This is a genomic window from Paenibacillus sp. J22P169, assembly GCF_059691995.1.
The window spans coordinates 960,681-985,994 of sequence record NZ_JCAUAO010000001.1; the positions used below are offsets into that span (position 1 = coordinate 960,681).

General features: G+C 43.1%; 24 protein-coding genes. 7 read left to right on the top strand and 17 right to left on the bottom strand.

Going from position 1 to position 25,314, the window contains the following annotated elements:
* Positions 1-47 precede the first annotated feature (47 nt).
* From AC58QG_RS04590 to AC58QG_RS04630, 9 genes are all read right to left on the bottom strand, one after another.
* Positions 48-1,358: an ABC transporter substrate-binding protein gene (locus tag AC58QG_RS04590; RefSeq protein ID WP_497360917.1), complete on the bottom strand. Its 1,311-nt coding sequence runs from the start codon at positions 1,356-1,358 to the stop codon at positions 48-50.
* 93 nt (positions 1,359-1,451) lie between these two features.
* On the bottom strand, positions 1,452-3,185 hold the full coding sequence (locus AC58QG_RS04595) for a histidine kinase (protein WP_497360918.1): 1,734 nt from the start codon (positions 3,183-3,185) through the stop codon (positions 1,452-1,454).
* The gene (locus tag AC58QG_RS04600) at positions 3,182-4,009 is read right to left on the bottom strand and encodes a response regulator transcription factor (RefSeq protein ID WP_497360919.1); all 828 of its coding nucleotides are present in this window, start codon (positions 4,007-4,009) and stop codon (positions 3,182-3,184) included. The genes AC58QG_RS04595 and AC58QG_RS04600 overlap by 4 nt, the downstream gene beginning before the upstream one ends.
* Before the next feature lie 91 nt (positions 4,010-4,100).
* Positions 4,101-4,706, bottom strand: coding sequence for a FumA C-terminus/TtdB family hydratase beta subunit (locus AC58QG_RS04605; protein ID WP_497360920.1), 606 nt, complete (start codon positions 4,704-4,706; stop codon positions 4,101-4,103).
* 15 nt (positions 4,707-4,721) lie between these two features.
* Positions 4,722-5,627, bottom strand: coding sequence for a fumarate hydratase (locus tag AC58QG_RS04610; RefSeq protein WP_497360921.1), 906 nt, complete (start codon positions 5,625-5,627; stop codon positions 4,722-4,724).
* 22 nt (positions 5,628-5,649) lie between these two features.
* A complete protein-coding gene (locus tag AC58QG_RS04615; RefSeq protein WP_497360922.1) occupies positions 5,650-6,012 on the bottom strand; it encodes a succinate dehydrogenase/fumarate reductase transmembrane subunit in 363 nt (120 codons plus the stop codon).
* A 48-nt stretch (positions 6,013-6,060) separates the two neighbouring features.
* Positions 6,061-6,516, bottom strand: a complete 456-nt coding sequence (gene sdhC, locus AC58QG_RS04620) for a succinate dehydrogenase, cytochrome b556 subunit (RefSeq protein ID WP_497360923.1) — start codon at positions 6,514-6,516, stop codon at positions 6,061-6,063.
* A gap of 17 nt (positions 6,517-6,533) precedes the next feature.
* Complete coding sequence (locus tag AC58QG_RS04625; RefSeq protein WP_497360924.1) at positions 6,534-8,270, bottom strand: FAD-binding protein; 1,737 nt, start codon at positions 8,268-8,270, stop codon at positions 6,534-6,536.
* Positions 8,270-8,992: a succinate dehydrogenase/fumarate reductase iron-sulfur subunit gene (locus tag AC58QG_RS04630; protein WP_497360925.1), complete on the bottom strand. Its 723-nt coding sequence runs from the start codon at positions 8,990-8,992 to the stop codon at positions 8,270-8,272. The genes AC58QG_RS04625 and AC58QG_RS04630 overlap by 1 nt, the downstream gene beginning before the upstream one ends.
* A 121-nt stretch (positions 8,993-9,113) precedes the next feature.
* On the opposite strand from AC58QG_RS04630, the gene AC58QG_RS04635 reads away from it, so the two are divergent.
* The 6 genes from AC58QG_RS04635 (at position 9,114) to AC58QG_RS04660 (ending at position 14,316) form a co-directional block, all read left to right on the top strand.
* On the top strand, positions 9,114-9,860 hold the full coding sequence (locus tag AC58QG_RS04635) for a GntR family transcriptional regulator (protein ID WP_497360926.1): 747 nt from the start codon (positions 9,114-9,116) through the stop codon (positions 9,858-9,860).
* Positions 9,861-9,893: 33 nt separating this feature from the next.
* Positions 9,894-10,679: a sulfite exporter TauE/SafE family protein gene (locus tag AC58QG_RS04640; protein WP_497360927.1), complete on the top strand. Its 786-nt coding sequence runs from the start codon at positions 9,894-9,896 to the stop codon at positions 10,677-10,679.
* A 113-nt stretch (positions 10,680-10,792) separates the two neighbouring features.
* On the top strand, positions 10,793-11,071 hold the full coding sequence (locus AC58QG_RS04645; RefSeq protein WP_497360928.1) for a UxaA family hydrolase: 279 nt from the start codon (positions 10,793-10,795) through the stop codon (positions 11,069-11,071).
* 3 nt (positions 11,072-11,074) lie between these two features.
* On the top strand, positions 11,075-12,232 hold the full coding sequence (locus AC58QG_RS04650) for a UxaA family hydrolase (RefSeq protein ID WP_497360929.1): 1,158 nt from the start codon (positions 11,075-11,077) through the stop codon (positions 12,230-12,232).
* A 203-nt stretch (positions 12,233-12,435) separates the two neighbouring features.
* Positions 12,436-13,227 carry a FadR/GntR family transcriptional regulator gene (locus AC58QG_RS04655; RefSeq protein WP_497360930.1) on the top strand — a complete coding sequence of 264 codons (792 nt, stop codon included), beginning with the start codon at positions 12,436-12,438 and terminating at the stop codon, positions 13,225-13,227.
* A 24-nt stretch (positions 13,228-13,251) separates the two neighbouring features.
* Complete coding sequence (locus AC58QG_RS04660; protein ID WP_497360931.1) at positions 13,252-14,316, top strand: YeiH family protein; 1,065 nt, start codon at positions 13,252-13,254, stop codon at positions 14,314-14,316.
* 383 nt (positions 14,317-14,699) lie between these two features.
* Here the strand turns inward: AC58QG_RS04660 and AC58QG_RS04665 are convergent, their stop codons facing one another.
* The 3 genes from AC58QG_RS04665 to AC58QG_RS04675 all read right to left on the bottom strand — a co-directional run bounded on the left by AC58QG_RS04665 (position 14,700) and on the right by AC58QG_RS04675 (position 17,504).
* Positions 14,700-15,005: a hypothetical protein gene (locus tag AC58QG_RS04665; RefSeq protein ID WP_497360932.1), complete on the bottom strand. Its 306-nt coding sequence runs from the start codon at positions 15,003-15,005 to the stop codon at positions 14,700-14,702.
* Positions 15,006-15,661: 656 nt separating this feature from the next.
* Positions 15,662-16,630 (bottom strand): hypothetical protein, encoded by a 969-nt coding sequence (locus AC58QG_RS04670; RefSeq protein ID WP_497360933.1) that lies wholly within the window; start codon positions 16,628-16,630, stop codon positions 15,662-15,664.
* 340 nt (positions 16,631-16,970) lie between these two features.
* Positions 16,971-17,504 carry a GrpB family protein gene (locus tag AC58QG_RS04675; RefSeq protein WP_497360934.1) on the bottom strand — a complete coding sequence of 178 codons (534 nt, stop codon included), beginning with the start codon at positions 17,502-17,504 and terminating at the stop codon, positions 16,971-16,973.
* Between the two features lie 644 nt (positions 17,505-18,148).
* On the opposite strand from AC58QG_RS04675, the gene AC58QG_RS04680 reads away from it, so the two are divergent.
* Positions 18,149-18,643 carry a hypothetical protein gene (locus AC58QG_RS04680; RefSeq protein ID WP_497360935.1) on the top strand — a complete coding sequence of 165 codons (495 nt, stop codon included), beginning with the start codon at positions 18,149-18,151 and terminating at the stop codon, positions 18,641-18,643.
* Positions 18,644-18,815: 172 nt separating this feature from the next.
* Here the strand turns inward: AC58QG_RS04680 and AC58QG_RS04685 are convergent, their stop codons facing one another.
* From AC58QG_RS04685 to AC58QG_RS04705, 5 genes are read right to left on the bottom strand one after another with little or no spacing between them, the layout of a single operon-like run.
* Entirely contained in the window at positions 18,816-20,681 is a 1,866-nt protein-coding gene (locus tag AC58QG_RS04685) for a glucosidase family protein (RefSeq protein WP_497360936.1), read from the bottom strand.
* Positions 20,682-20,698: 17 nt separating this feature from the next.
* Positions 20,699-21,772 carry a LacI family DNA-binding transcriptional regulator gene (locus AC58QG_RS04690; RefSeq protein ID WP_497362780.1) on the bottom strand — a complete coding sequence of 358 codons (1,074 nt, stop codon included), beginning with the start codon at positions 21,770-21,772 and terminating at the stop codon, positions 20,699-20,701.
* Between the two features lie 21 nt (positions 21,773-21,793).
* Positions 21,794-23,371, bottom strand: a complete 1,578-nt coding sequence (locus tag AC58QG_RS04695; RefSeq protein ID WP_497360937.1) for a DUF3502 domain-containing protein — start codon at positions 23,369-23,371, stop codon at positions 21,794-21,796.
* Positions 23,372-23,411: 40 nt separating this feature from the next.
* Entirely contained in the window at positions 23,412-24,320 is a 909-nt protein-coding gene (locus tag AC58QG_RS04700) for a carbohydrate ABC transporter permease (protein ID WP_497360938.1), read from the bottom strand.
* A gap of 44 nt (positions 24,321-24,364) precedes the next feature.
* On the bottom strand, positions 24,365-25,279 hold the full coding sequence (locus AC58QG_RS04705) for an ABC transporter permease (protein ID WP_497362781.1): 915 nt from the start codon (positions 25,277-25,279) through the stop codon (positions 24,365-24,367).
* Between the last annotated feature and the right edge of the window lie 35 nt (positions 25,280-25,314).

The following is a 25,314-nucleotide window of genomic DNA, read 5'->3' on the forward strand; positions in this document are numbered from 1 at the left end:
AAAAAAGGAGAGAAGCATGAAGTCTTCCCTCCTACCGAAACATCGGTTTATTTTTTAATTTTATCGTTGTATTCCTTGATCCACTCGTCTGCGGCCTTGTTCACATCACTGCCGAATGTAACGCCTTGCGCCGTCTCAGCCAACTTGATGAAAACGGGGTTCGTCATCGGTTTCAGGTTGGCGAATGTCGTGACTTTTCCGGATTTCAGCCAGTTTTGTGTATCGGCAAATACCGGGGATACTTCGCCAATGCCTGGCATCGCCGACATGTTTTGTTTGGCCTTAATAATCTTGGCAAAATTTTCTTTGCTGAAGAACCAGTTCATGAACGTTTTGGCTTCATCCAAATGCTTGGACTTCGCATTAATCGTCAAACCATCCTCAATCGTATAAATATAACTGTTATTCATATCTGACGAATAAGGTAAGTTCATGAATCCCCATTTGAAGTTCGGGTTATTCTGTTCGATATTTGGCGTAGACCACGTACCGCCAAGTACCATAGCCGCCTGGCCTTTTGCAAATGCCTGAAAACCTTGTTCGATGGCATATGTGTAGCTTCCGGTCAGCACGTATTTATTCAACTTATTGAATCGGTCATAGCCTTCCAACAAGACATCCCTGTATTTTGTCCAATCCACTTTATTGTTTAAATAGGCGGTCTGGAAATCCTTATCCGTTAGCCCTTTATTTCCGAACGTCCAGTGGAACACGTTGCCGATGGCCGTTGCCCATTTACCGGAGTACACAAGAAGCGGTACGTTCTTAGCTTTCAGTTTTTCTCCCGCATCCATCAATTCCTCCCAGGTTTGCGGCGGCTTCGAATAGCCGATGGATTCAAAGAGGGGGATGTTGTACGCAAATCCCACGAAGCCAAGGCCTGTTGGAAATTCCGCCATTTTCCCGTCCACGGTAACACCACTACGAACATCCTCAGAGAAATTTTTGGCTGCTTCCAATTGACTCATATCGTAAAGATAACCCGCCTTGTTAGACAGTGCGGTCAACTCTTGTAGCGCATTGAGCTGGTAAATATCCGGCATTTCAGCCGTCGTGATCATCGTTTGCAGCTTGGCATTTCTTTGATCGGCGGGAAGTGTCTCTAGTTCCACATTGATTTCTGGATGCACTTTCTTGAATTCGTTAATCATGCCTAATACCGTATCCTTGTTGACGATCAACCCTTCAGCGATCTGCATCGTGAGAGTAACCGGATCCTTCTTCACCTCGGGCTTAATGCTGCTTTGCGGAAGCGGCTTGTCTGTGCTGACATTGGACGATTCGTTGCTTGAGCACCCTACCGACAACACTAGCAGCAGCGCACTGATGACACCCCATGAAATAGTTTTACGGAACATAGGCACAACCTCCTTTTATATATATCATTATTATAAGAGGCTTTCATTTTTCGTTCTATCCTACGGAATTAGCATATCATTCGTACAGATTTGCTAATTAACATAATCTTGCTTCATTACGACGTACGTCCCCTCATTAGGGACACTATATATTTGGATAGTTCCATTGTCAGATTGAAGTAAAAAACGTTGTGCTGTCACGTATAGCCCTGTTCCCCAATCTTTCAACTCGTCTACGTTATCCCGGGTCAAGTGTATATCGATCGGCCCCGGAAAACCTTGGCCATTATCCCTAACCTCAAAGCAAAGCCTGCCGGCATCCGCATAGACTTTAATCAACAGTTTGGCATTTGGGTTAATTTGTTCGAACCCGTGAATGAATGCATTCTCGATAATGGGTTGTAGTATGAGCTTACTCACCTTGAAGGACATGATCCGATCCTCGAATTCAATCTGAACGGCCACTCGCATACCAATCAACTGCTGCTGTAAAAAAATATAATCTCTCAACCATTTGAGTTCTTCTGCGCATGTCACCTTCTCCCCGGGATGGGTCGTTGTATACCGTAAAATCACGGACAGCGCTACGATCAAATCCGATGATTTATCCGGATCTCCCTCGTATACACGGCATTGGATCAAGTCGAGCATATTATAGATAAAGTGAGGGTTGATTTGCGACTCCAGTGACTTCATCTGAAAGTAAAGCTTTTCCTGATACTCCTTCTTCTGATTCTCGAATAGACGCTGAATCTCCGTAGTCATATCATTGAAAATATCACATAGCATCCCGAGTTCGTCCGTTGAATATTTTCCGATTTTCACATGAAAATGACCTTCCTTGGCTTTCTCCATCTTGTCCGCCAATATGTACAGAGGCTTTAGCTGACGAGTTACAAACCCGATAATCGCAGCCAGCATGAGGATGTTAGCAATGACAAATAGCCCGTTGTTCTGAATCAATGGCACGATGTAACTCCGTGAAAGCCGCTCACTAGAGAGATAGGCCTTGACTTCCCAGTTGTAAGGTTGGATCGTTTGCTTAAATATATGGGAAGCATCCACCGGAATACGCTCGGTATGGTCATTCGTATAAATGAGCGTCTCTTGCGCGTCGGTTACAACCGTTTTGATCAATTTGTTATCTGAAGGCGACTTTAGTAATTGCTCGAACATGGCGGTATTTACGGTTATCAAACTAACACCCAAGGGCCGCAGATCAATCGGGCTGCGAATCACTTGACCAAATGAGATGTAAGTGAATGGATCATCCTCTTGAAAATAGGATCTATGTGCCGTAAACACTGAATTGACTGGACCGTTGGCTTTAATTTGTTGAAACCACGGTACTTCCTTATAGGATGATAAGAAGTTTGAAACATGCACTTGCGCGGATTGATTGGAGCGTTGATAAATAATATTGCCTTGCATGGAGAGGTAGGTAAACATGATTTGAGCATTCATTTGACTGAAGAACTGATTGCTTAGTTGAGTAAATACCGCGTTCACATAGGAGTCATTTGTTGGAGAAGGGTTGTCCGCTAACAATTTCAACTTGTCGAACAGCAAGTTATCGCCTTGATAATCCCTGTAAATGGTATCGTTCATTTTCTCAATGGATACGAGGTTTTGACGAAGAGATTGTATGGAATCCCCTAGAATCGTTTCATACTGATGGACAACAATCCCCCGAGTGATGCTTAGCCAAGAGCGAAACAGGACGATTTCAAAGAATAAGAGAGGAATCGTAATAAAAACAATAAAACCAATCACAATTTTTTTGCGGAGGGACGACTTCATATGGGACGGATATAAGGATTCCCTCATATCGAAAACTCATTGGGTGTACTAGACTTTTGTTTGTATTCCGAAGCGGATAAACTCGTTTGTTTGCGAAATAACCGGCCAAAGTAGGTAATATTGCCAAAACCTATCATTTTGGCGATGTCGCCGATTTTCATTTCCGTATCGTCCATTAGAGTTTTAGCAAGATTGATGCGAAAACTGTTTAGAAATTGAATTAAGTTCATCCCTACCTTTCTAGAGAATATGCGGCACAAGTGACTCTCACTGACATGTAATCTCTCAGCCAAACTGTTCAGTGTTATCGCATGCATGTACTCTGTACTGATAATTCTTAGTACTTGTAGGACGACCTCATCGGTAATTTTCTTTTCATGAATCAATAAGTTTAACTGCTTCTCTGCAAAAGCTCCCAGCGGATATTGCGGCGTACCGAACAGAGTCGACGGGCTGGCTGTATGCATTCCAACTCGCCCATCCATGTCGTCCGCCAGCCGTACCAGCACCTCTTCAAGAATAGAATTGGAAATGGGCTTCAGTAAGTAATCGAACGCATCGCTGCGAATAGATCGTTGCGTGTACGGAAAATCGGAATAGGCCGATAAAATAATGCATTTCGTTTGCTGCTTCTCTTCCTTGCTTAACCGCTCCAATAGCTCCAAGCCATCCATAAAAGGCATGCGGATATCAATAAAGGCTGCATCCGGTCGGGTTACTTGAATCATCTTCAAACCGTCCAAACCGTTGTACGCCTTGCCAACAATCTGATAGTCTTCATGAAGCCTGGAAATTCGTTTGGCCAATACGTTGCACAATTCCTGTTGATCTTCCACTACTACAATTCGCAAACAGAGCCCCCCATTCCCGATAGGTCAAATCTGGATACGGTTGAATAAGTTAAAAAGGAGCCTGTAATCTCACTGGGCTCCGTTGTGGCTGCTATTTTATACCTAACCGCTCATAAATCTTATCGAGATTATTTACTGCCTGGGTTTTCACATCTTTATACAAATTCCCACCATAGCTGTCCACGGAAACGAGCAGTGGACCGAAGTCTTTAACTCGCAGCTTCCAAATCGCTTCCGGCATTAAATCTTCCCACCACACATCTTCAATTTCTTCAATCTGTGTGGTCTCAAGCGCTGCTGCTCCCCCTACGATAGAGAAATAAACGCCACCTACTTGGACACAAGCTTGTGCACCCGGCTCAAGCATACCGCCTTTTCCGGTAATAGCCTTAACGCCGAATTTCTCGAATAATCCTTCCACAAAACGATCCATTCGTGTACTTGTTGTTGTTCCAATACATACCTTTTCGTACTTACCATTTTCCAGTTTCTTGACACCTGGAGCTGTATGAATGGTTACAGCGCCTCTAAGTTGCGGGATTAAATCTTCAGGTGGATCAATCTTATGATCAAACATCCGGATCAGGTTCGCATCACGAATACCGAAGATATGTCCGTTGACGGTAACGGTGTCTCCTACACGAAGCTGTTTGACGAATTCGTCTGTCATTGGCGTTTGAAGTAGATGATGTGCCATGGGAATCTCCCTTCATTAATAACTAATTACAACCGGTTGACTATCTGCAAAGGTAGCTCTTATTCGGCGTGCTGGCCAACACATCATATTGACTGCAACCGGATTCATCGTTATATGCGTATCAGCCGTTTCGATATGAACGGCTAGCGCTGTCACAGCTCCTCCCAATCCATTCGGGCCAATGCCAGTCAGGTTGATCGCATCTAGCAGTTCTTCTTCAAGTGCCGCGATGGTCGGATCAGGATTAGGTTTACCAATCTCTCTTGCCGCAGCTTTCTTGGCCAATGCCGTACAGAGATCTGCCGTACCGCCCATACCAACCCCTACTAAGGTTGGAGGACATGGATTCGCTCCTGAATTGATTACGCAGTCAATGATAAACTTTTTCGCGCCGTTAAGCCCTTCAGCCGGATATAACATTTTGAGATAACTCATATTTTCAGATCCGGAACCTTTGGGCAGCGCCATCAACTCGATTGCCGTTCCCTCAACAAATTCCCAATTGAGCACTGGCACTTTCTTACCGATAGCGGTTCCTGTATTTTTACGAGTAATCGTATCGCATACACTTGATCGTAAAGGATGCTCTAATGTGGCCCTTTTCGTGCCTTCACGAATGGCTTCTTCCAGTCGAATCCCATCGAAACGAACATTTCGGCCAATTTTAATGAAAAAGACAGGGATGCCCGTATCCTGGCAAATCAGCATGTTCTCTTCGTCCGCCACATCAATATTTTTTAAGATCGTACTCAAAATTTGTTTCCCGGTCGCATACGTTTCTTTCTCATAAGCACGTTGTACGGCTGCCCGAATATCAGGAGGAAGATCTTTTAATGACCGAATATATATGTCTTTACATGCGTTTTCAATTTCCTTATAAACGTGTTCCTCGACTTGCCAGATCGGTTGCAAGTTGCTCATTCCCATACCCTCCCCAATTTTGTTAACCCATGGTCATAATTTTAATTAAAGCAGCCCCACCCCAAAGGGAAAAAACAATTCCGACTGTCATCAAACCAACGCTCCAGCGTTTAATTACACGTCTGTTACTTGTATAATCAAGCACGATATTGCGGACTCCGTTTAACCCATGAAATAAAGATAGAGCAAGCAAGCTAAAATCCAAGGCGATATACCCGATTGTACGTAAACGTTCTATTAAATTTGGATAACTTGGGGGCACATCGGGATGAGCATAATGCGAGTTCCACATATGAATCACGATTAAAAAAATAAGGGCGACACCGGTGACTCTTTGAAAAAACCAAGTAAGAACATTTCTTCTTATTTTAGATGTCGTATCCATGGATATTTCTCCTTCCTAATTAGGTATGGGGTCCCGGAAAAGTAATAGTTAAAGGAATGCTCGAATAAACAGCCAAATAAATATACCTACTGCAAGACAACAAATGAGCGCAAACAACTCTTTCTGTCTTTTCACAAAAAAACCCATATCCAATAACACCAATCGAATCCCATTTAATGAGTGGATAATAACACCGGCAAGAATGATTAAATCGAAAAATAGAAAGACAGGATTATGAAATAAAACTTGAAAAACTCCCTGAAAGGCATCCTCCCCCATGAACATCGCCGTGCCCATAGTGCCAATATGAGCTAGTAAATATAGTAATAATCCTACACCGGAAATTCGATGAACCAGCCAAGCTTTCATCCCTACGGAATGGCGTCGTAAGACATCAACCTTGTGAATCTGGGGATCGACATCTACTAATTTATGATCCTTCGTTATTTTAAATTCCGCCATCGGTTTCACCCTTTCTAAGGCAATATTTAGGAAAGCCTTCATCGTAAGATTAACCTTATTTAACTTGCTGCGAACTTAACTCTAGCAACTTCACCGAAAATTTCTTCAGGTTGCACATGCGTAAATGCAACAGGATTAATTTCAGTCTCAGGCCCATCTTGACCTTGTTTCATGAAAATATTTTTGTACCAATTCTCATTATCTGTTACTGGACAATCCGTACGGAAGTGGGAACCACGACTTTCTGTCCGCAAATAGGAAGCTAATGCAATCATTTGTCCGATTTGCACGATATTTTTTACATTCAACACTTCATGCCATGCGAGATTATAGTCTCTTACCCCAGCTACGCTAATTCGATTCACACGTTCCGCATATTCCGCTAACTTCTCAAGGGCAATTTTGAGATCGGGGCCATTTCTTACGAGCCCTACCTTCTCCCACATCAAATCGCCAACTTCTTTACGCAATTGAAAGGGGTTTTCACCTTTTTCCCGTTTGAAAGGCTGCATCATTTGGTCAACAAATAGATTCACCTGACTTTCAGACACTTGATGGCGTTTCACTGCCATTACATATTCAGCAGCAGCATCTCCTGCTCGTGCTCCGAAAACCGTGGAGTCTGCCACTCCGTTTCCTCCAAGACGATTCGAACCATGAATACCACCCGCATCCTCTCCGGCAACAAAAAGCCCGGGTATACCGCTAAAGCAATCCTTATCAATGGTGACGCCACCCATGTGGAAATGTCCAGTAGGACTTACATCTACGGGCTCCATACTTAGATCGCGACCAACATCTTTGCATCGATCAACCATACCCGGGAACATTTGCAACACTTTTTCACGACCCAAATGAGCAACCGATACTTGTACACCGCCCAAACGAGTCCCCCGTCCGGCCATAATTTCCATGTAGGCTGCTCGCGCTACACGGTCCCGCGTCGAACGTTCCATCCGTTCCGGATCATACTTTTGCATAAATCGTTCACCGAGTGAATTATAAAGATGGCCGCCAGCGCCTCGCAGCCCTTCCTCTAATACGCCGCCATTTAAACGCGAGTTTTCGGCTAGCAGACCCGTTGGGTGGAATTGCATCATTTCCATATCTATGAAATTAGCACCCGCCCGATAAGCCATTGCCATGCCATCTGCGGCTTTTTCCAGGGATGGAGCAGCAATTCGATACATGCTTGCTCCGCCGCCAGTACCGATAATGACTGCCAAAGACTCTACAACGATAAATTTTCCTGTACGTAGATTTAACATTAAACACCCGGCCACAACACTTTGATCATCGTTATATAAAAGCTCAACAGCACGTACTTCATCCCAGCAAATGACACTTTCCTTGGCATAAAGTTGATCTCTGAGTCGATTAATAATCTCAATTCCCGTTAAATCTCTTCTATGTACTGTGCGGTCAAACGATTGTCCAGCAAAAGCCTTCTGATGTATCGTTCCATCCGGGTTGCGGTCAAAGAAGCACCCCATCTTCGTTTCCAACTCACGAATTCGTTGGGGTGCATCGCTGACTAACGTCCACGCTAATTCTTGGTTGTTAATCATGCCGCCGCCTTTAAGTGTATCTTTGAAATGCATATCGAGGGAATCGTTAGGATTGAGAACGACATTATAACCGCCTTGAACCATACGGGTACATCCGCTTTTCCCGACCAGTCCTTTGGCAGCTACAATAATCTTCAATTTTGGATTGCGGTCGTAAGCGTGATGGGCGGCAAATAGACCCGCACCTCCGCTGCCAAGAATGAGAATATCACATTGGACACGTTCCATTATTTGCTACCTCCCTTTAATGCAGCTGTAACCGCGCGCGATTTCAATTTTTGGATGGACCAAGTTGGAGCTAGCTTCTTCGGACAAACTTCCATGCAGTTGAAAAGGGTATGACAACGGAGAACACCATCTTCACTTGCAGCCACTTCCATCCGCTGCCCAGTGCCTTGATCCCGTTCATCTGCTACGAGCGTGTAGGCACGATTCAATGCAGCAGGACCGATGTAGCTATCGTCCAAAGATACTAAAGTACAAGCTGAATAACAGGCACCACAAGTAATACAGTCTATGTTTTGATCAATAATTTCACGGCTGCCCGAATCTGGGGGAATCACGGCAAAGTCATTTTCCGCTTCGGCAGTTGGTACAAAATAAGGCTTTATACGCTGCCACTGCTTAAAGAATGGATCCATATTCACGGCAAGATCTTTAATGATCGGCAAATTCCGTAGAGGACGCACGGTAATCTCCGAACCAAGCTTCGCAATTTTCGTCCGGCATGCGAGTCCTTCTTTATTATTCATGATCATTCCGCAGGAACCGCACATGCCGAGACGGCAGGAACAGCGAAATGAAATCGTTTGATCTTGGTCGGAAAGTATAATAAATAGCGCATCCAATACCGTCATATTCTCTTTCGCATCCACGGTATATGAATCATACCTAGCCTCCGTATCGACATCTGGATGATAGCGGAGCACTTTGATTTTCACATCTGCCATGTAGTTCCCCCATTTCAAAATTTTTTTGTATTACATTGTATTCAATCGTTATAGTTTGTATTATAATGTTATATAACGATTCGTCAATCATTTATTTTTAACTTAGGAGGCAAATATTTATATGATAGATCGCGCTAGCCACATCAGTATGTATGCACAAATAGCAGCCATTCTCGAGTCTGCCATTCAATTGGGAGAGCTTCAGCCTGATCAGAAAATTCCTACTGAAGCAGAGCTTATGGAAACATACAATGTTAGCCGCATGACTTCCCGGCAGGCCATTGAAATTTTGCATGAGAAAGGGTTAGTTGTCAGAAAGCAAGGGAAAGGAACTTTTGTCATAGGTCCGATGCTTAAACAAGAGTTAGGCGGCATGGAAGCATTCTATGATTCTTTCTTGCAAAAAGATTTAGTACCCAAGCTTCTTGAAATGAAGGTTACCGATACACCAGATGATATTGTGAGCATTTTAGGGGAAGAGTTTGCACAATCCCTTTTCCTAAAAAGGATGTACTACCGCGAGGAAGAAATTTTTGGTTTCAGTCTCATGTATTTGCCAGTGAGTTTAGCTTCCACCGTAACCTGGCCATTGGCTGAACAAAATGCAGGCTATACATTGCTCACTAAGCATGGAGGATACTCTTTGAAAAATGCTAGCTTGACTATCCGAGCCCTTCCTGCCAATAAAGAACAAGCAGATCTTATGAAAATTCCGACCAAAGATCCATTGCTCCAGTTGTCGAGAACTAGCTTCACCGCAGAGGGGCAGCCCATCGAGCATATCAAGCTTTATTTGCGGTCTGACTTATGTGAATTAAACATGAATGTACCAGGCAATTCCTTCCTGGTTGATGGGATTAAAAAATAGAACGAATAAGCAGCTAATGAGGAGATGGATGACATGTCATTTGCTTTGATTCTCATTGGATTTACCGGTGGCATTTTAACGGGGTTAATGTCAGTTGGAGGCGGGTTAATTCTCACTTTTTTACTGCTGCTGACCCCTCCTTTGTTCGGACAGGAATACAGCATGCATCGGATAGCTGGAATGGTCATCGTTCAGACTCTTTTTTCCTCAAGCTCGGGATTAATTACTTACTGGAGAAGCCGTCTTATTGATAAGTACCTGATTCGATATATGGGACCACCCTCTTTGATTGGCGGAGCTATAGGCAGCGCTTTATCGGAACAGATGAGCCATGAGCTGCTAACCGCCATTTTTGCCATACTTGCCCTGATTGCAACAGCCTCCATGTTTATGCGGCGTGTTGAAGCGAACTCAACACCGTACCGCAATAAAACATGGGCTGTTTGTTTAGGCCTCGGTATCGGTTTATTAGGCGGTTTATTCGGTTTAGGAGCTGGTTTTTTATTTTTACCAGTTATGATTAATCTATTTCGTATCGAATCTAGAACAGCCGTAGGTACTGGACTGGCGGTTGGATTACTTCTTGTGGTCGGTGCCCTCATTGGGAAAACGGTTGGAACGGCTGGGACCAGTTTTCCTTGGCTCGAAGGCTTAATTTTAGCCGTAGGTGCGATCCCTGGCGGACTACTCGGATCACGACTCGGGAAAAGGATGAAATCACAATCTCTTCACGCCATTATGGCTATTGCGATTATTATCGTTTCGATTAAAATTTGGGCTGGTCTACTTAGTAATTATGGACTCGTACCAAAATTTTGAAATTGTTATTGTCAAAACCGAATTGTCAGATTATACTGAACTCATAATTGGTAATACCACTTACCTATTACGCAAATGATAGGTACCAAAAAATCTTTAAGGAGGCTTACACGATGCACAAGTTTCTAATTCACAAACAAGGAGATCATGTCGGCGTGGCTACGTCTGACATCGAATCCGGCGAGAGAGTAATCGGTGTCTTTATGGATGACGAGTCAACTATTGAGGTTACAGCCAATAGCTCCATCCCACTCGGTCACAAAGTGTCCATTGTCGATTTGGCTCCAAAAGATCATGTTCTAGAATACGGCTTGCCAATCGGAGTTGCTCCAAACGGTTTTAAAATCGGTGATTATGTTCATACCCACAATATCAAAACACTGAGGTGGTAGAAAATGACAAAACAACTTTATGGTTATCGTAGAGAAAACGGTGATGTAGGTATTCGCAATCATGTAATTATTCTCCCGGTAGACGATATTTCCAATACAGCTTGCGAAGCGGTAGCTCGCAACATTCAGGGGGTTATGTCTCTCCCCCACGCTTACGGGCGCCTTCAATATGGGAAAGACCTTGAGCTGCATTTCCGTACTATGATCGGTACAGGTTCCAATGCTAATGTAGCAGCAGTGATCGTCATCGGCATTGAGCCGAATTGGACGAAAGTTATTGCTGATGGTATTGCCAAAACAGGAAAGCCAGTTGCCTCCTTCTCCATCGAAGGAACGGGCGATCTGGAAATCATTCGCCAAGCTTCCTGGAAAGCAAAAGAATTCGTTCAATGGGCTTCCGAATTGCAGCGCGAACCTATTGAATTAAGCGATCTGAAGGTTAGCATTAAATGTGGCGAGTCCGATACGACAACAGGGTTAGGTTCTTGTCCTACTGTCGCTCAAGCCGTTGACCGTCTGATCGATGCCGGTGCAACTGTATTCTTCGGCGAAACTTCTGAACTGACAGGCGGCGAGCATCTAATTGCTGATCGTTGTGCAACGCCAGAAGTTCGACAGAAGTTTATGTCCATTTACGACGATTACATTACTGAAATTAAATCTCAAGGAGTCGACCTTCTTGGTTCTCAACCGACGCAAGGTAACATTGCCGGAGGATTGTCAACGATTGAGGAAAAAGCACTTGGCAATATCGAGAAAACAGGCTCTAAGCCGGTAATTGGCGCTCTTGAACCAGGTGAAATGCCGCAAAACGGGCCTGGGCTCTATTTTATGGATACATCGTCCGCTGCTGCCGAGTGCATTACATTGATGGCTGCAGGTGGAGCGGTTCTCCACTTCTTCCCTACAGGTCAAGGCAACATTATCGGCAATCCGATTGAACCCGTCATTAAAGTTACAGCAAATCCAAAAACAGTCAGTACAATGAGCGAACATATCGACGTAGATTGTAGTGGTTTATTATCCCGTGAAATCAATTTGACTACAGCAGGCGATATGCTGATGGATTACCTCTGCCGTGTAGTAAATGGCCGTTTGACTGCAGCAGAAGCGCTTGGACATAAAGAGTTCGTAATGACCAAGCTGTATAGAAGCGCTTAAGAAATTAGAGTTCAAATACGCAGCAATTCATCATAGTTGGATGCCCTCCGAGGTATCCAACTATACATGTATTTGTGAGTTTCATCCTTCCGAATAACGTGTAATGGATGTCTTTAGAGCACTATTTTGCTATAATGGATCCGTCCATTCACGAAGTTAAGTCTGTCCCTTGTACGGGGGTAAGAGAAAGAAGGTTAATTCACTTGTTTAAATCGATTAATGAGGAACGTAAAACATTTTCACGCAAAGTGGTCGAACATATCCACGAACTTCTCGCTTCCGGTCAGCTTAAGCCGGGTGATAAACTTCCTTCTGAACGTGAATTGGCTGAAATGATGAATGTTAGTCGGCCAACCATTCGGGAAGCATTCAAAATTTTATCAGCCATGAATTTACTTAACATTCGTCAGGGTCATGGCGTTTTTGTTGCAGATCAAAGTGCGCGACTTGACAATTTAGCCTCTTTTTTGTTTCTGCAGACCGACACGATTTATGAATTGTTCGAAGTTCGAAAGATGATTGAAACGGAGAGCGCCGCCAAAGCGGCTAAACGAGGAACATCAGACTTCTTGGAGCAAATCTATGAAACAACACGCGATTGTTACAATAAAGTCATCGTGCAGCAACAGTTTCAAACCAAAGAAGAACGTGATAAGTTTTTGTCCGAATCCGATCAGCAGTTCCACCTGACAGTCGCTGAAGCAGCAGGCAATGAAGTTGTTATGCGGGTCATGACCAATTTGATAGATTTACTGCGGGAAAGCAGGATGCAATCCATGAAAATTCCAGGGAGGGTCGAGCAATCCCTGAAGGAACACATGCTTATTGCACAGGCTATTAAAGATCGAGACGCAGAGTTGGCGCGTTCGAGAATGTTCGAACATCTTAGCAGTGTCGAAAGAACTCTTCTCCTTGAACTAGAACAAGCAGGAATACCAGCCAACTTAAAGGATGAAAGCGAAGATCCTTCGGACATATCTGAGAAGCCGTTCTAATTACTTATAGAACGAAATTTGGCGATGGGAGATGTTAGTTTGCAGATTCCTAATACACAGCCGGGTCCTCTCGGAACAACCACTGTAAGTGATATGGCCAGTTGGAAAAAGCCTCTAAAAGGTATTGCTTTGACGGCGACTCTCGCAGTATTGGCGGGGCGTATTGCAGAAGCTCCATTCTTTTCCATTATGGGGATTATGATTATTTCCATCATGCTTGGTGTCCTATGGAAATCTGTCATGGATATCCCTGTAGGTGCCAGTATCGGCATAACGTTCAGCAGCAAGTTTTTACTTCGAGCAGGAATTATTTTGATGGGAGTTCGCTTGAATCTTAATCAAATTTTGAATGCTGGAATGCGAGTCGTTTTTATCGACATAATCGTGATTGCATTTACTTTGACTATCATGATCTTCTTGGGTAAATGGTTAAGGGTGGATAAGACGTTAGGGGTTTTAATCGCCGTTGGCACCGCGGTTTGCGGCGCGGCTGCCATTGTCGCAGTTGCACCATTAATAGGCGCAAAAAAAGAGCAAACGGCAATTTCCATCGCTTGCATAGCTATTTTGGGGACTATTGGAGCTGTATTTTATATTTTCTTATACCCTTATTTTGGGCTTGATCCTTATACCTACGGAGTTTTTGCAGGTTCTACACTGCATGAACTGGCACACGTCATAGCAGCTGGAGTTCCTGGCGGAGATATAGGCAGCGAGACAGCTATTCTAGTCAAGCTTGGCAGAGTGGCTCTTCTCATCCCAGTTGCTCTTGTATTGAGTTACTTCTACCGTAGCGGTGAGCGAACAGAAACAGATAAAAAGGGTTTGAGAAACTTACCCGTCCCTTGGTTCATCTTCGGCTTCTTAGCTATGAGTTTGGTAAACACGACTGGCCTACTGCCTTCTTCGTTCATTCACTTCTTGATTGCGGCAAGCGTTTTCTTAATGTCTATTGCAATGGCAGGACTTGGACTGAGTATCAACATGACTGATTTCAAAAAAGTAGGAAGAAACACCATTGTTACGGCTATTGTGGGGTTTATTGCGCTGACAATACTGGGGCAGGTACTTATATCCATCTTTTACTAATTCTTCTCATCTATAATTATATTTGGTATACGACAGTAACGGTAGCCGTCAATCTGATGGTATGCCGTTTTTTTGTTATGAACGGCCTCACTTTTGCTTAATTCCCTTCCGACTTCCAATCACCTTGCTTAAACTCCTTAAAATAACAAAGGAATGCGACACATAGCATTAAACTGCATACAATTTCTTTAAGTAAAAACATAGTGATCAACCTCACATTCATTTTAATTCCGATTGGTTTACTTGCCTTAATGATACATGTAATACGTAATTTTGTCAATCAGTTAAACGAATGGTGGACATGGAGGTATTACCAATTTTCTATTTGAAAGACGAAAAAAAGCCTCCTTGGCAAGTGGCTTTTCGATCATTAAATATTATCATTAATTTCTTATCAGAAATAATAATCCTGATTTATTTCGCACGCAATTTCTAAGTTGTATACGTTCATTTTTAGCCGCATTAATTGCCTCTTCATGTCCTTGTCTAAGTATACAATTCCACCTGAATGAACACGCGCTGATACTGCTTCCTATACGCTCGGCAGCTTCTGAAAATGCCTTTAATTCGTAACTCCCTTGACGGATATGCTTAAGGGTTATTTCTGCTAAAATTTCGTCATTTTCGGGGATCATCCAGTCATCGTTTCGTTGTTTCATTTGCTCACCTTCACTTTCCTTTTTCTCCATTTTCGCCTACATAGATGCATTTTATTCTTACTCATCTCTGTTGTGCCTATTGTCATTATTATCTTTAATTTTCATCATCATGGCCTAGCCGTGAAAAGAAGTTTATCCCATAAACAAAAAAACCGCGATATACGCGGTTTATAATTAATTTAAGTTCTACTTTTCAGTATCCGTGCAGCCTATAACTTGGTAATCCCGCTTGGCATACTGCCTGTGCTTTGAAGGGAACGAATCTGAGAATTTGTTACTCGGAATCCAACTAGAATAAATGATGAGGTTACATTGTTAAAGTTGAAAGCTCGTAAGTCTGCAATGTTCTGGCTGCCACTGAAAATTCGAAAATTCCCTGTAAAGTTGCGCCCTGAAAACAGTACTAACGTAACTTGACTAGGAAATACAACATTTCTTAGCCGGAAACTGGAGATGATGTTGTTAAAACCGAATATTCCCAGATTTGAAACTGCCACGCCTCGTCTAAATGTTAGACTTCTTCCAGTAAAGTTAAAACCCGAGAAAAATGTAACTCTAACATTACGATTAAAAAATAATCCCATCCCTATCACCCTCTTAATCACAAGATAGTAACAGTATATGAATTGGTTCATATATTGGCTTGGACTTATGTTAGATTACGCCTTTCAATGGATCGCCATTTTTCACTTTTGATGGTAATGAGTCCGCTTCTTGAATTGATAGAGAAAGAATTTAAGGGAAAGAATCAAGAGCGCGAAAGCAATTCCCGTTTCGATAACGATAAAAGGATAAACTTGGATGTACTTAGCTCCGTAAGCGATCATTGAGGTCCACTCGCCGGTCTTCGTCAGATAGATAAAATAGGGCACTTCACCTGGTACTAACTTATCTACCATATCCAACGTTTCTGCACCTCCAATGAAGATATTGAAAATAGCCAACTGTCCCATTAGGAAGAGCACCAGGATGAATTCAGTTATCGCCATATAAAGCAGCTCAAGTCGCATGCTCGAAAGGATGTGCTTTACAATTCTGTGATGTGGCGTGCCGCCCATTAAACGGGAAGCGTCGACGTACGGTTTCCGATTGTAGAACCGAGCTCTTTCGGCAATTTGGTAAGCGAGAGGAAAGACACCCAAGACGGTCACCATGACGAAAAAGACAATCGTAAACAGCATTAAGCTGTGAGGATTCGCTTTGTCCACCTCGTTCAAGCCAAGACCGAAGAACATACCTACCAGCGGCGGATACAGAAACAAGAACGCTGGAACAGCAGAAATTACCCAATGCATGGCTCGCAACGCACCGCCTCCCCTACCCGTCGTCCCTGACCACATTCCGAGCGGCACAGCAATGGTGAATCTTAAAGCCACCAATAATGCGGCATTCGCCAACGTGTATTTCAATCCATTCAGGAGCAAGCTCAAAATATCCAATCCCCTGTGGTCGCTCCCTAAAAGATAAGTTGCATTCGGGGAAAAAGGAGGAGTTTCACCATTCATTTTTCCTTCGATTATTTTTGTAATTAAGACGACTTTATCCGCGTTCGTAATGCCATGGGGTTTCAGCATCCCGCCAAATCCTGCTAACAATACGATGAAAATGATAATTGCACAGGCGAAATAGAACATTTTCGAGGATCTCTTAAGCATGGTCATGCCCCCTCCCTGATCCAGACAACATAGCGCTTACCGAGCAACGCAGGGAAAGTTCCCCGCCATATCTAATTAGACAACTAGCAACTTCAATGTGTGACATCAATACCAATTCCAATGAAAGACGCGAATTCCAAAAGGTATTAGTTGCTTTTTCTTCTTTATGATAGCTTCGGGGAGTACCTAAAGTAACATGAGAAAAGGCAACCAATCCACATGGGCTGGCTGCCTTTGTATGCTGCTATTGAAATCTCATTCCTCGTTACCGTAGTGTTTACTTGACCAATTTGGGTTACAGAAATCACCAACGTCGTTATTTTTGTCTCTATCGGTTCTTTCAACTTAACAACTGATTTCTTCTGCGTTCTCCCCAACTTAATGCTTCTTCAACCAATTTATCAATTCTCTTTTCTTTTTCTTGCTGATACTCTTCATTTGGGTATGATTCTAATATATTCAACTTTAGTTGACCGTATTTTTCAGCTTCTTGAGGATGTACTAATAAATACGCTTTAAAATCTAAGTAAGAAAGTATTTTTGAATTGCCCTTTTGGAAAATGTGCACGTGATGTGTTCGTGGTAAATCCCCTTTTGTGAAATATCTTCTAGAAGGTATTCCATTTTCTCCTCTTACTCGGTATCCCGCTTGTAACATTTGTTCGTTATACAAATTCACTTGCTCAATATCTTTTACTATAATCAAAATGTCGATGATTGGTTTAGCATAAACAATTGAAGGAACAGAAGTACTACCAACATGGTGTATTTCAAAAATTTCTTTTTGAAAAATATCCTTTAAAACTTTTGACTCGATCTCATATTGATACATCCATTCGTTTGTCCAAGGTGTAATTTCCCATTTTCTTTTCATATTTTGGTTTACTCCCTCTATATTTCAACAATACCATATCATTCTTTATAGCTGTAAAATATCCTCTTTATCCCCATTTATACTCATTTCGCTTATACCAGGATCCTCAGGCTTCTTTGTTTACATGCTAAAATTGTATGTATTGCGTAGGGGGAGCGAATAGATGGATTTTATACAGTTAAATGTTAGAATTTTCTGATCAAACGCAGAACAGCTGGATAACCTACAGTTAATTTTATACAATTTACTTGATCTGAACAAAAGTGGCAGTTTTAACTACATGTTTTCCAGTTATATTGATTATTCGAGTGGATATCTCGTAAATATCTGTATATTTTCCAGTTAATACAACTAAGTACGCAGTAACGTCTCCTAATTTATACACTTCACAAACTACGTCTGCGCGCCGAGTTCCCGTGTCGTTATTACTCGCTTCCTTAATGAGCACTCACTCTGCACAACCTCTAAAACCCATTTACCATCCGCAGCTAGTCTCAATATTTCGGTTTTGCCAGCAGTATACCCACACTCCCTTTTGTAAGAATGAATATATTATTCTATTGCAATCGGAGCAACCAGAGTGGGCCTGACTATTCTGAGTAGTACTATGTATTTGAAGCCAAGCTAGGTAAGGAGATGCTGAGATGGATAAATTACAAGAACTTTTGTCAGCAAGTGATGATAATGCATGGCTAGATGTACTAGGGGATAAAGCGGAGCACATAAAAAATAGCCTTCTTTCCAAGTCCTACGAAGAATTATCCATTGAATTGCTTAAATCCCATAGTTACGATAATACCCAAGTAGCTCCATTACCACCACCTCCTACTTTGACAGTATATAAATTATTTTATAAAAAACTTGTAGATGAAGTAGTAGCATTTTTATGTGGAAGTGACCGTTATTCCGGTGAACGCAAAAAAATAACAGATAATGTATCTCCAACACAAGCTGTGGTGGTGAGTTCAATTTCTGCAGCAATTGCCCCTTTAGCAGGTGTTTCAGCACCGGTAATTGCTCCAGTGGTCGTGTTAATTATTCTTACAATTGGACGTATTGGTTTAAATGCGTGGTGTGCAACATGTAAAGATATTCGAGAACAGCAAAAAACGGGGGAAACTCCTAATCATTTAGAATAATGCTAGTTGACGACTAATTCAGTCGTCTTTTTTATGCGTAAGAAAGCAGTCGTCTCCAACTTGACCACAGCCACCGGTGAATGGTTACTTTAAAATAATGAAAGGGTTCCAGAGCAATCATTCTTGTCTCGGAACCCTTCGATTGCAAACAATTCATCGTAGACTCTTTCCGTTATGCGATAAGTTGAGCCTGTTCCCCCGCATCAAGTTTAATCGTCCTGCAAGAAAAGTTCGGATATAACGCCGAAAGATCAACCTCGAATACACGCTTTGACTTAGATAAATTCGTCAAGGTAAACCCGTCAGCCGTGTATTCGTAGGCCAATTGAAAATGCGATTGCTGTAATTCCACACGTCCATACGTTTGCAATTTTGGCTCTATCCTCAAATCGGCCTCCAAGGTGAACCGTATACCTATATACTCATGAAGCAATACCCAAGAGAATACGCATGGATATTCGTAGTAATGGCCAGCTCCGTGCCAATTCTTATTGTCGATATAATAGACATGGTTCATATCATAGCGTTCTCCCATGATATATCCATCTTTAACGGCCTGTTCCATAACCTGTAGCAATTGTCGGCTCAACATGTCCCCTGCTTTTCTCCAAGACCAGTAAGCCGCATCCCAGCACCAATAGCGCCCTGCTGCACATAAGTCATAAGGACCGCCATCTCCTAGTTCGGACACGGTATATTGTTCAATTTCAGCTGCAACAAAGCTTGGAAACCGCTGGAACTCATTAAACTTAGCATTCATTAACGCCGTGACAGCTTCTTCTTGTTCCATGGTTGAATATCCGAACATAACCGGCAATACATTAGCCAATAAATGGATATGATCGTGTACAACGCCGCTTCGATCAATCCAATCGACAAAACGGCGATGATGCGGATCCCAATATCCGTTGGGTAGGGGCTCTACCATAACTTCAGACAACCGAGTTGCAATTTGATTGTAAAACTCAGCTTTGTCTTCACGTTGTATATACAGCTCTAATTTTCCAAGTAACTGGAACGAATACGCAGCAAGCGCTGTGGCTAACGATTCCCGCCCATCTTTCATGACCTGATCCTCATAATATACATCCGACCAAAGTCGACCATAACGGTCAATATAGTCTTCGATGCCACTTGCCGCCCCTTCAAGTTCTTCGATATGGGCGCTGAGCCATTCTTTATCCTTCGTTAAACTGATATAGAGCCATGCCGACTCCAAGATTTCGACGTTTCCAGTTATGAGGAACATGTTGGCATTCGTTTTGCCATCCATGGAGCTGCGTCGCACGTGATATTCCCTTGTTCCGTCGGGTTGAACAGCGCATGGATTTCTCCACAACCTTTCGGGATCTTCTTTCATAAGTTTAAGTTGAAGCTCCATCATCCGACGAATAACATCCGAATCAAGTTGATTGCCCCAAGCCATTCTCCCTTTTATTTGAAATTCGTGATCCACGTCAGGGTATGTCCCCGCATAGGCATGCTTCATTAGGGTGCTCAGGACGAAGCCATCAGACTCTGGATAGGCAGAAGCTCTTGTTCGTTCTACTACGGAAGGCAGCATCGTTCCCCAATAAAAAGCCGCCAACGTCTTTCCAAGCGCTTCGCCATGCTCAAAATCAAATGTGTATCGGTCACCAAAACAGTCGGCGTATGGCCTGCTCTCATAGGGAATTAACTGACACTTTTCAGATGGAATATGTACCCGAATCCCCTGCTGATCAAGCGTCGAGATCCGGATCACTCCTTCTGCTTTAATTAACCATGAGGCATCTGCAGAGTTGGGATCTTCAGGCAAAACCCAGGCTATGGAATCCCCCTCCAGTGCTCTTCCTTCTTCCATTGGCAATACGTACCATTCCGTAGTCTTTTGCAGGACAAAAGATGGGCCGTAGCTAAAATCCAGCTCTATGGCACTATTTATACTTGCAATGACATGCCATATCGCGTTGTTTTCATTCCATGATTCAGCCTTTATAGATCGAAGAATACCTAAAGGAAGCTTATCCTGATTATTAAAAATGGAAATTAATTTCAAGTGCTTCCCTCCTCTCCTTATGTACTTTGCCTTATGATAAGATTAGGTGCTAAAATCGTAAGTTTCGTCACCTTTTCTTTCTGAATCAATTTGGATAAAATCAACATCGCCTGCTTGCCCAGTTGTTCACTTTGCTGCGAAACCGTCGTTAGTTCCGGATTCATCGCTGAGGACAATTGCGTATCATCAAACCCAGCAATCGCAATATCCTCCGGGATCCGTATCCCACGTGATAGGGCTGTTTTCATAGCACCTATGGCCACATAGTCATTAATACATAAAATAGCTGTAGGACGATTGGACATGGCAAGAAATGCTTCCATTAACTGACGACCACAGGACATAGAGAAACTCCCCATGCGAACCCATTCTTTGCGATAAGTGAGATGATTCGCCTCTAGCGTACGCCGGTAAGCTTGGAGCTTCTCCACCGTCGTTGTCGTTGCTGCGCTTCCGCCTAAGAAACCTATCTGACGATGTCCGCGATCAATCAAATGCTGAACAATCTGCTTTGTGCCTAAGTATTCATCCGTTTTCACACGATGGCATGGATGTCCTGGCAGTGTGCCATTGATCAAAACAATGGGGATTTTCCTTTGAATATCAGCCACTTCCTGCACGAGCGAAGCTGGACAATGTCGTGCATTAATACGGCCTCCCATGAGAATGAGTCCATCCACTTGCCTTTCACATAGCAAGTTTAAATATTCGGATTCTCGGCTGTGATCGCTAAAGGTGTTGCATAAAAAAAGGGTATACCCTAGCTTTTGCGCAGCTCTCTCTGCCCCTCCGAACACCTCTGGGAAAAACATGTTGCTGCTATCCGGGAACAATACGCCAATCATGCCGGTTTTCTTATTGACCAGACTGCGCGCTAAGGCATTGGGTTGAAACTTATGTTTTTCAATAATGGCCATAATCTTCTGCCTAGTAGATGCTCGTACTGGTGCCGTATCATTGAGAACTCGGGAAACCGTCGCGACGGAAACGTTCGCTTCCCTAGCAATATCATAGACTGTAATAGTTTCCAGGATCTCACGCTCCGTTACGTCGAAATGAAAAGCGAAAGATCGAAGGCCTGTTCTGAACAGACCTTCGATGTGTGAATCATCTTATTTCGTGCTTTCTACCATTTTTTTGAATTCATCCAATTGCTTTTGGACTTCCGTCATTACTTTGTCAAAACCGGCAGCTTTCAAGCTCGCTCGGAAATCGTCTACTGCTTTCACAGGATCACCAGCTTTTCCGTAGAGGATCGCAGGTCCCTTTGATCCGACTACCTGTGTAATAGCCGTTAACTCATTCGTGACGTTAGCTTTGTCGAAAACAAATCGACCATATGGATACGCTTTTTTGATTTTGTCATAAGAAGCATACAAAGCGCCTTTTCCAGCCCAGTCTTCGCCATTAGGGATTTCGTTCTTATCGATACGGCCACCCCAGAAGTTAGAGTAGAAATCATCTCTTTGGACATCATAACCATCCGGACGGAATCGTTTGCCATCTTTCACGACATATTGCACGCCTTCAAGTCCATAGTTCATCAATTTATAGACTTCAGGGTCTTGACGAATAAGCTCATAAACCATCAGCGCGCGCTCTGGGTGCTTACTTTTCGCACCAATGGACGTACCGCCATGTGTGATCGACATCGAAACAAGATTATTTTTAGTCGCTGAGAATGGGAAGAATTGCAGATCTGATCCTGGTTGCAGCTTATCCATTTTGATGCGCTCGCCGAGGTAAGTTTGCGTATGATGCTGATCCACAGATGTTTTCCCTGCTTCGAGCTCCGCCCGGTTGTCGCCTTTATAGTTCAAGACATCCTCACGCCAGAAGCCCTTGTCCCCCCAGTCTTTCATCATTTTGGCAAAATTCACGAACGTATCATCGAGGAAAGGGCTATACGCTTTATACTTATCCGCATAGGACTTGCCGTAGACTAATGCGAATAAGCCTGTATTTATTGGGAGCTCAATCGCATCCGTGTAAGAATTGATATAGCCGCCAATATTACCTCCTGATGTACCGTTCGTATCCCAAGGAACAACACCTGGCTTCTTATCTTTGACACCTTGTAAGTATTTCTCTAACGTCTTCCAATCCGTGATTGGCGCCGTGATACCGAATTCCTTCGCCCAATCACCACGATATTGGAATCCATGATTAACCCATTGTGTATAGTGATCTTCTGGGATTAACATGATCTGATTCTTGTATTTCGTCTCGGCCCAGTTTTCTGACGGTACTTCCTTCCACGTGATTGGTGCGTAAGTTGGCAGCAGTTTATCTAACGGTTGGAAGGCGCCTTTTTGTGCATTTTGCCATGTATCCAACCAGTCAGTTGCCACTGTAATTAAATCAACTGGCTCCCCGGATGCGAGCAATAAATTGTATTTCGTTTGCCAATCTGCCCATTCTACCCATTTGATTTCTAGCTTCGCATTGACCTTTTGTTTCAAAATGGCGTTGACCTTTTCCATGACTTTCTCGAACTGACCATTCTTCGGCTTGTCGCCTAACATAACATAAGAAATCGTTTGAAACTCAGACGTATCGATTTTACCTCCTGCTGCCGTTGCTGGCGCTGTCGAATCTGAAGAATTGCCGCCCGATGACGTACAAGCCGTCAAACTTACTGCGAGCGTCGCAGCGAGTGCGATACTTAACGCTTTCTTTTTCTTGAACATGGAATTGCCTCCCCATCATTATTTTGGTCTATGCATAACGTCAGCCTTTAACAGCACCAACGGTGATACCTTTGATGAAATATTTCTGTACCATGGGATAAAACAGGATGACGGGACCCGTTGCAACGACCGCCGTTGCCATTTTCATCGATTCGAGTGGCATATCTCTAGGCTGTACATTGGAGGAGACCGATGAATTCTTGATAAAATCGGCACTGGTGACCACATTATAGAGAAACAACTGAAGCGGTCTATATTTCAAATCCGGCGATAGGAACAGCATGGCATTGTACCATTCATTCCAATAGCCTAGCGCAATAAACAATCCGATCGTAGCCAAAGCTGGTGTCGTCATGGGCAGGATTAGCCTTGTAAAGATTCTAAAATCTCCTGCTCCATCCATTTTGGCTGACTCCGTAATCGCGTGAGGAATCGAGGTAACGAAGCTTTTCATCATAATAATGAGAAAAGGGCTCATAAGTCCGGGTAGCAGTACCGCCAAATAATTATCTTTGAGGTGCAGCCACTGCGTCATGATTAAGTAGAAAGGGACAACTCCCCCTTGAAACAACGTTGTGAAGTAGATGAAAAAGGATATCCGATTCCGATAGGGAAAATCTGGACGTTGCAAGGAATAACCTGTCATCGCGACGATGAATAGCCCAATGGTTGTTCCCACAATCGTAATCCCCAACGTCACACCATAAGAGCCAAGAATAACGCCTGGATTCTCAAAAACGATTTTATAAGCAAATGCACTGAATTCTCTGGGCCATAAATTATATCCATGCAGCGTAATTGATTTCTCAGACGTCAGCGAAGTGCCTAAGACGAGAAGAAATGGGATGAGGCAGCATAGTGCGAAAAAACCTATAAAGCAGTAGCCGAATAGTCGTATGGCCACGGACGTTAAATCCGTCCCCCTCTGCCGAGCGATGACTTGCTCCATGGGATATCCCTCCTCAGCTATTTATCATTGAATAAGCGTTTTTTTTAAAATAAAGTGTTTTCAGGTGAAGCCTTTTTCACAAGCCAGTTTGCTGTAATGACGATGAAGAAGCCAAAAACAGACTGATATAAACTGACAGCGCTTCCTAAAGAGAAGTTAAAATTGTTCATTAAGGAACGGAATACGAACGTCTCAATAATATCTGTCGCATCGAAGAGTGCGGTGTTATTGGCTCCGACTAAGTTATAAAACAATCCGAAATTCCCACGGAGGATGCCTCCCATTGAAAACAGCAGTAAAATAATGAAAGTCGGCTTCAGCCAAGGCAGAACAATAAAGCGAATGCGCTGCAAAGCGTTGGCACCATCAATTTCTGCAGCTTCCACGATCTCGGAGTCTAATCCCATAATGGCGGCGAAATACACGATGGAGCCATAGCCGGTAGAATGCCACAAATACGTGATCACAATAATGTAAGGCCAAATACTAGGGTTCGAGTATGTTTTTACGGGGTCCCATCCAATCGATTTGAGTACGCCGTTCAGCATGCCAAAATCGTAACTGAGAATGTTATAAGCAATGAGGCCAACAAGCACGAATGAGATGAAAAAGGGCAGAAACATGAGAGATTGCGTGATTTTCTTAAACCACTTTTTACGAAGCTCATTGAGTAAAATAGCGATGCCAATCTGCAGTATATTTCCAAATAAGATAAAAGCAAGATTATAGAGAATGGTATTGGAAGTTAGCTTCCATAGTGCGCCTGAAGTCACTAGAAATTTGAAGTTATCAAATCCAACGAAATCACTTCCGAAAATACCAGCCGAGTAGTTATAGTTGATAAAAGCAAGATAGAGTCCAGGCATTGGAAGATACGACATCACTAAGAAAAAAAGAATAGCGGGTACACACATGAGAAATAAGGTGCGATGCGACCAAAATCTTCGCAGCGGTGTCATTCGCTTTCTAACAGCTGGTGAAACAACATCGATTG

Excerpts from the sequence above, each read along its gene's own strand:
- AC58QG_RS04700 (WP_497360938.1), bottom strand. The coding sequence starts at position 24,320 with ATGGAGCAAGTCATCGCTCGGCAGAGGGGGACGGATTTAACGTCCGTG.
- AC58QG_RS04605 (WP_497360920.1), bottom strand. The coding sequence starts at position 4,706 with ATGGCACATCATCTACTTCAAACGCCAATGACAGACGAATTCGTCAAA.
- AC58QG_RS04645 (WP_497360928.1), top strand. The coding sequence starts at position 10,793 with ATGCACAAGTTTCTAATTCACAAACAAGGAGATCATGTCGGCGTGGCT.
- AC58QG_RS04670 (WP_497360933.1), bottom strand. The coding sequence starts at position 16,630 with ATGCTTAAGAGATCCTCGAAAATGTTCTATTTCGCCTGTGCAATTATC.
- AC58QG_RS04615 (WP_497360922.1), bottom strand. The coding sequence starts at position 6,012 with ATGGATACGACATCTAAAATAAGAAGAAATGTTCTTACTTGGTTTTTT.
- AC58QG_RS04695 (WP_497360937.1), bottom strand. The coding sequence starts at position 23,371 with ATGTTCAAGAAAAAGAAAGCGTTAAGTATCGCACTCGCTGCGACGCTC.
- AC58QG_RS04650 (WP_497360929.1), top strand. The coding sequence starts at position 11,075 with ATGACAAAACAACTTTATGGTTATCGTAGAGAAAACGGTGATGTAGGT.
- AC58QG_RS04680 (WP_497360935.1), top strand. The coding sequence starts at position 18,149 with ATGGATAAATTACAAGAACTTTTGTCAGCAAGTGATGATAATGCATGG.
- AC58QG_RS04610 (WP_497360921.1), bottom strand. The coding sequence starts at position 5,627 with ATGAGCAACTTGCAACCGATCTGGCAAGTCGAGGAACACGTTTATAAG.
- AC58QG_RS04640 (WP_497360927.1), top strand. The coding sequence starts at position 9,894 with ATGTCATTTGCTTTGATTCTCATTGGATTTACCGGTGGCATTTTAACG.
- AC58QG_RS04705 (WP_497362781.1), bottom strand. The coding sequence starts at position 25,279 with ATGACACCGCTGCGAAGATTTTGGTCGCATCGCACCTTATTTCTCATG.
- AC58QG_RS04675 (WP_497360934.1), bottom strand. The coding sequence starts at position 17,504 with ATGAAAAGAAAATGGGAAATTACACCTTGGACAAACGAATGGATGTAT.
- sdhC (WP_497360923.1), bottom strand. The coding sequence starts at position 6,516 with ATGAAGGCTTTCCTAAATATTGCCTTAGAAAGGGTGAAACCGATGGCG.
- AC58QG_RS04625 (WP_497360924.1), bottom strand. The coding sequence starts at position 8,270 with ATGGAACGTGTCCAATGTGATATTCTCATTCTTGGCAGCGGAGGTGCG.
- AC58QG_RS04660 (WP_497360931.1), top strand. The coding sequence starts at position 13,252 with ATGGGAGATGTTAGTTTGCAGATTCCTAATACACAGCCGGGTCCTCTC.
- AC58QG_RS04665 (WP_497360932.1), bottom strand. The coding sequence starts at position 15,005 with ATGGAGAAAAAGGAAAGTGAAGGTGAGCAAATGAAACAACGAAACGAT.
- AC58QG_RS04595 (WP_497360918.1), bottom strand. The coding sequence starts at position 3,185 with ATGAGGGAATCCTTATATCCGTCCCATATGAAGTCGTCCCTCCGCAAA.
- AC58QG_RS04635 (WP_497360926.1), top strand. The coding sequence starts at position 9,114 with ATGATAGATCGCGCTAGCCACATCAGTATGTATGCACAAATAGCAGCC.
- AC58QG_RS04630 (WP_497360925.1), bottom strand. The coding sequence starts at position 8,992 with ATGGCAGATGTGAAAATCAAAGTGCTCCGCTATCATCCAGATGTCGAT.
- AC58QG_RS04590 (WP_497360917.1), bottom strand. The coding sequence starts at position 1,358 with ATGTTCCGTAAAACTATTTCATGGGGTGTCATCAGTGCGCTGCTGCTA.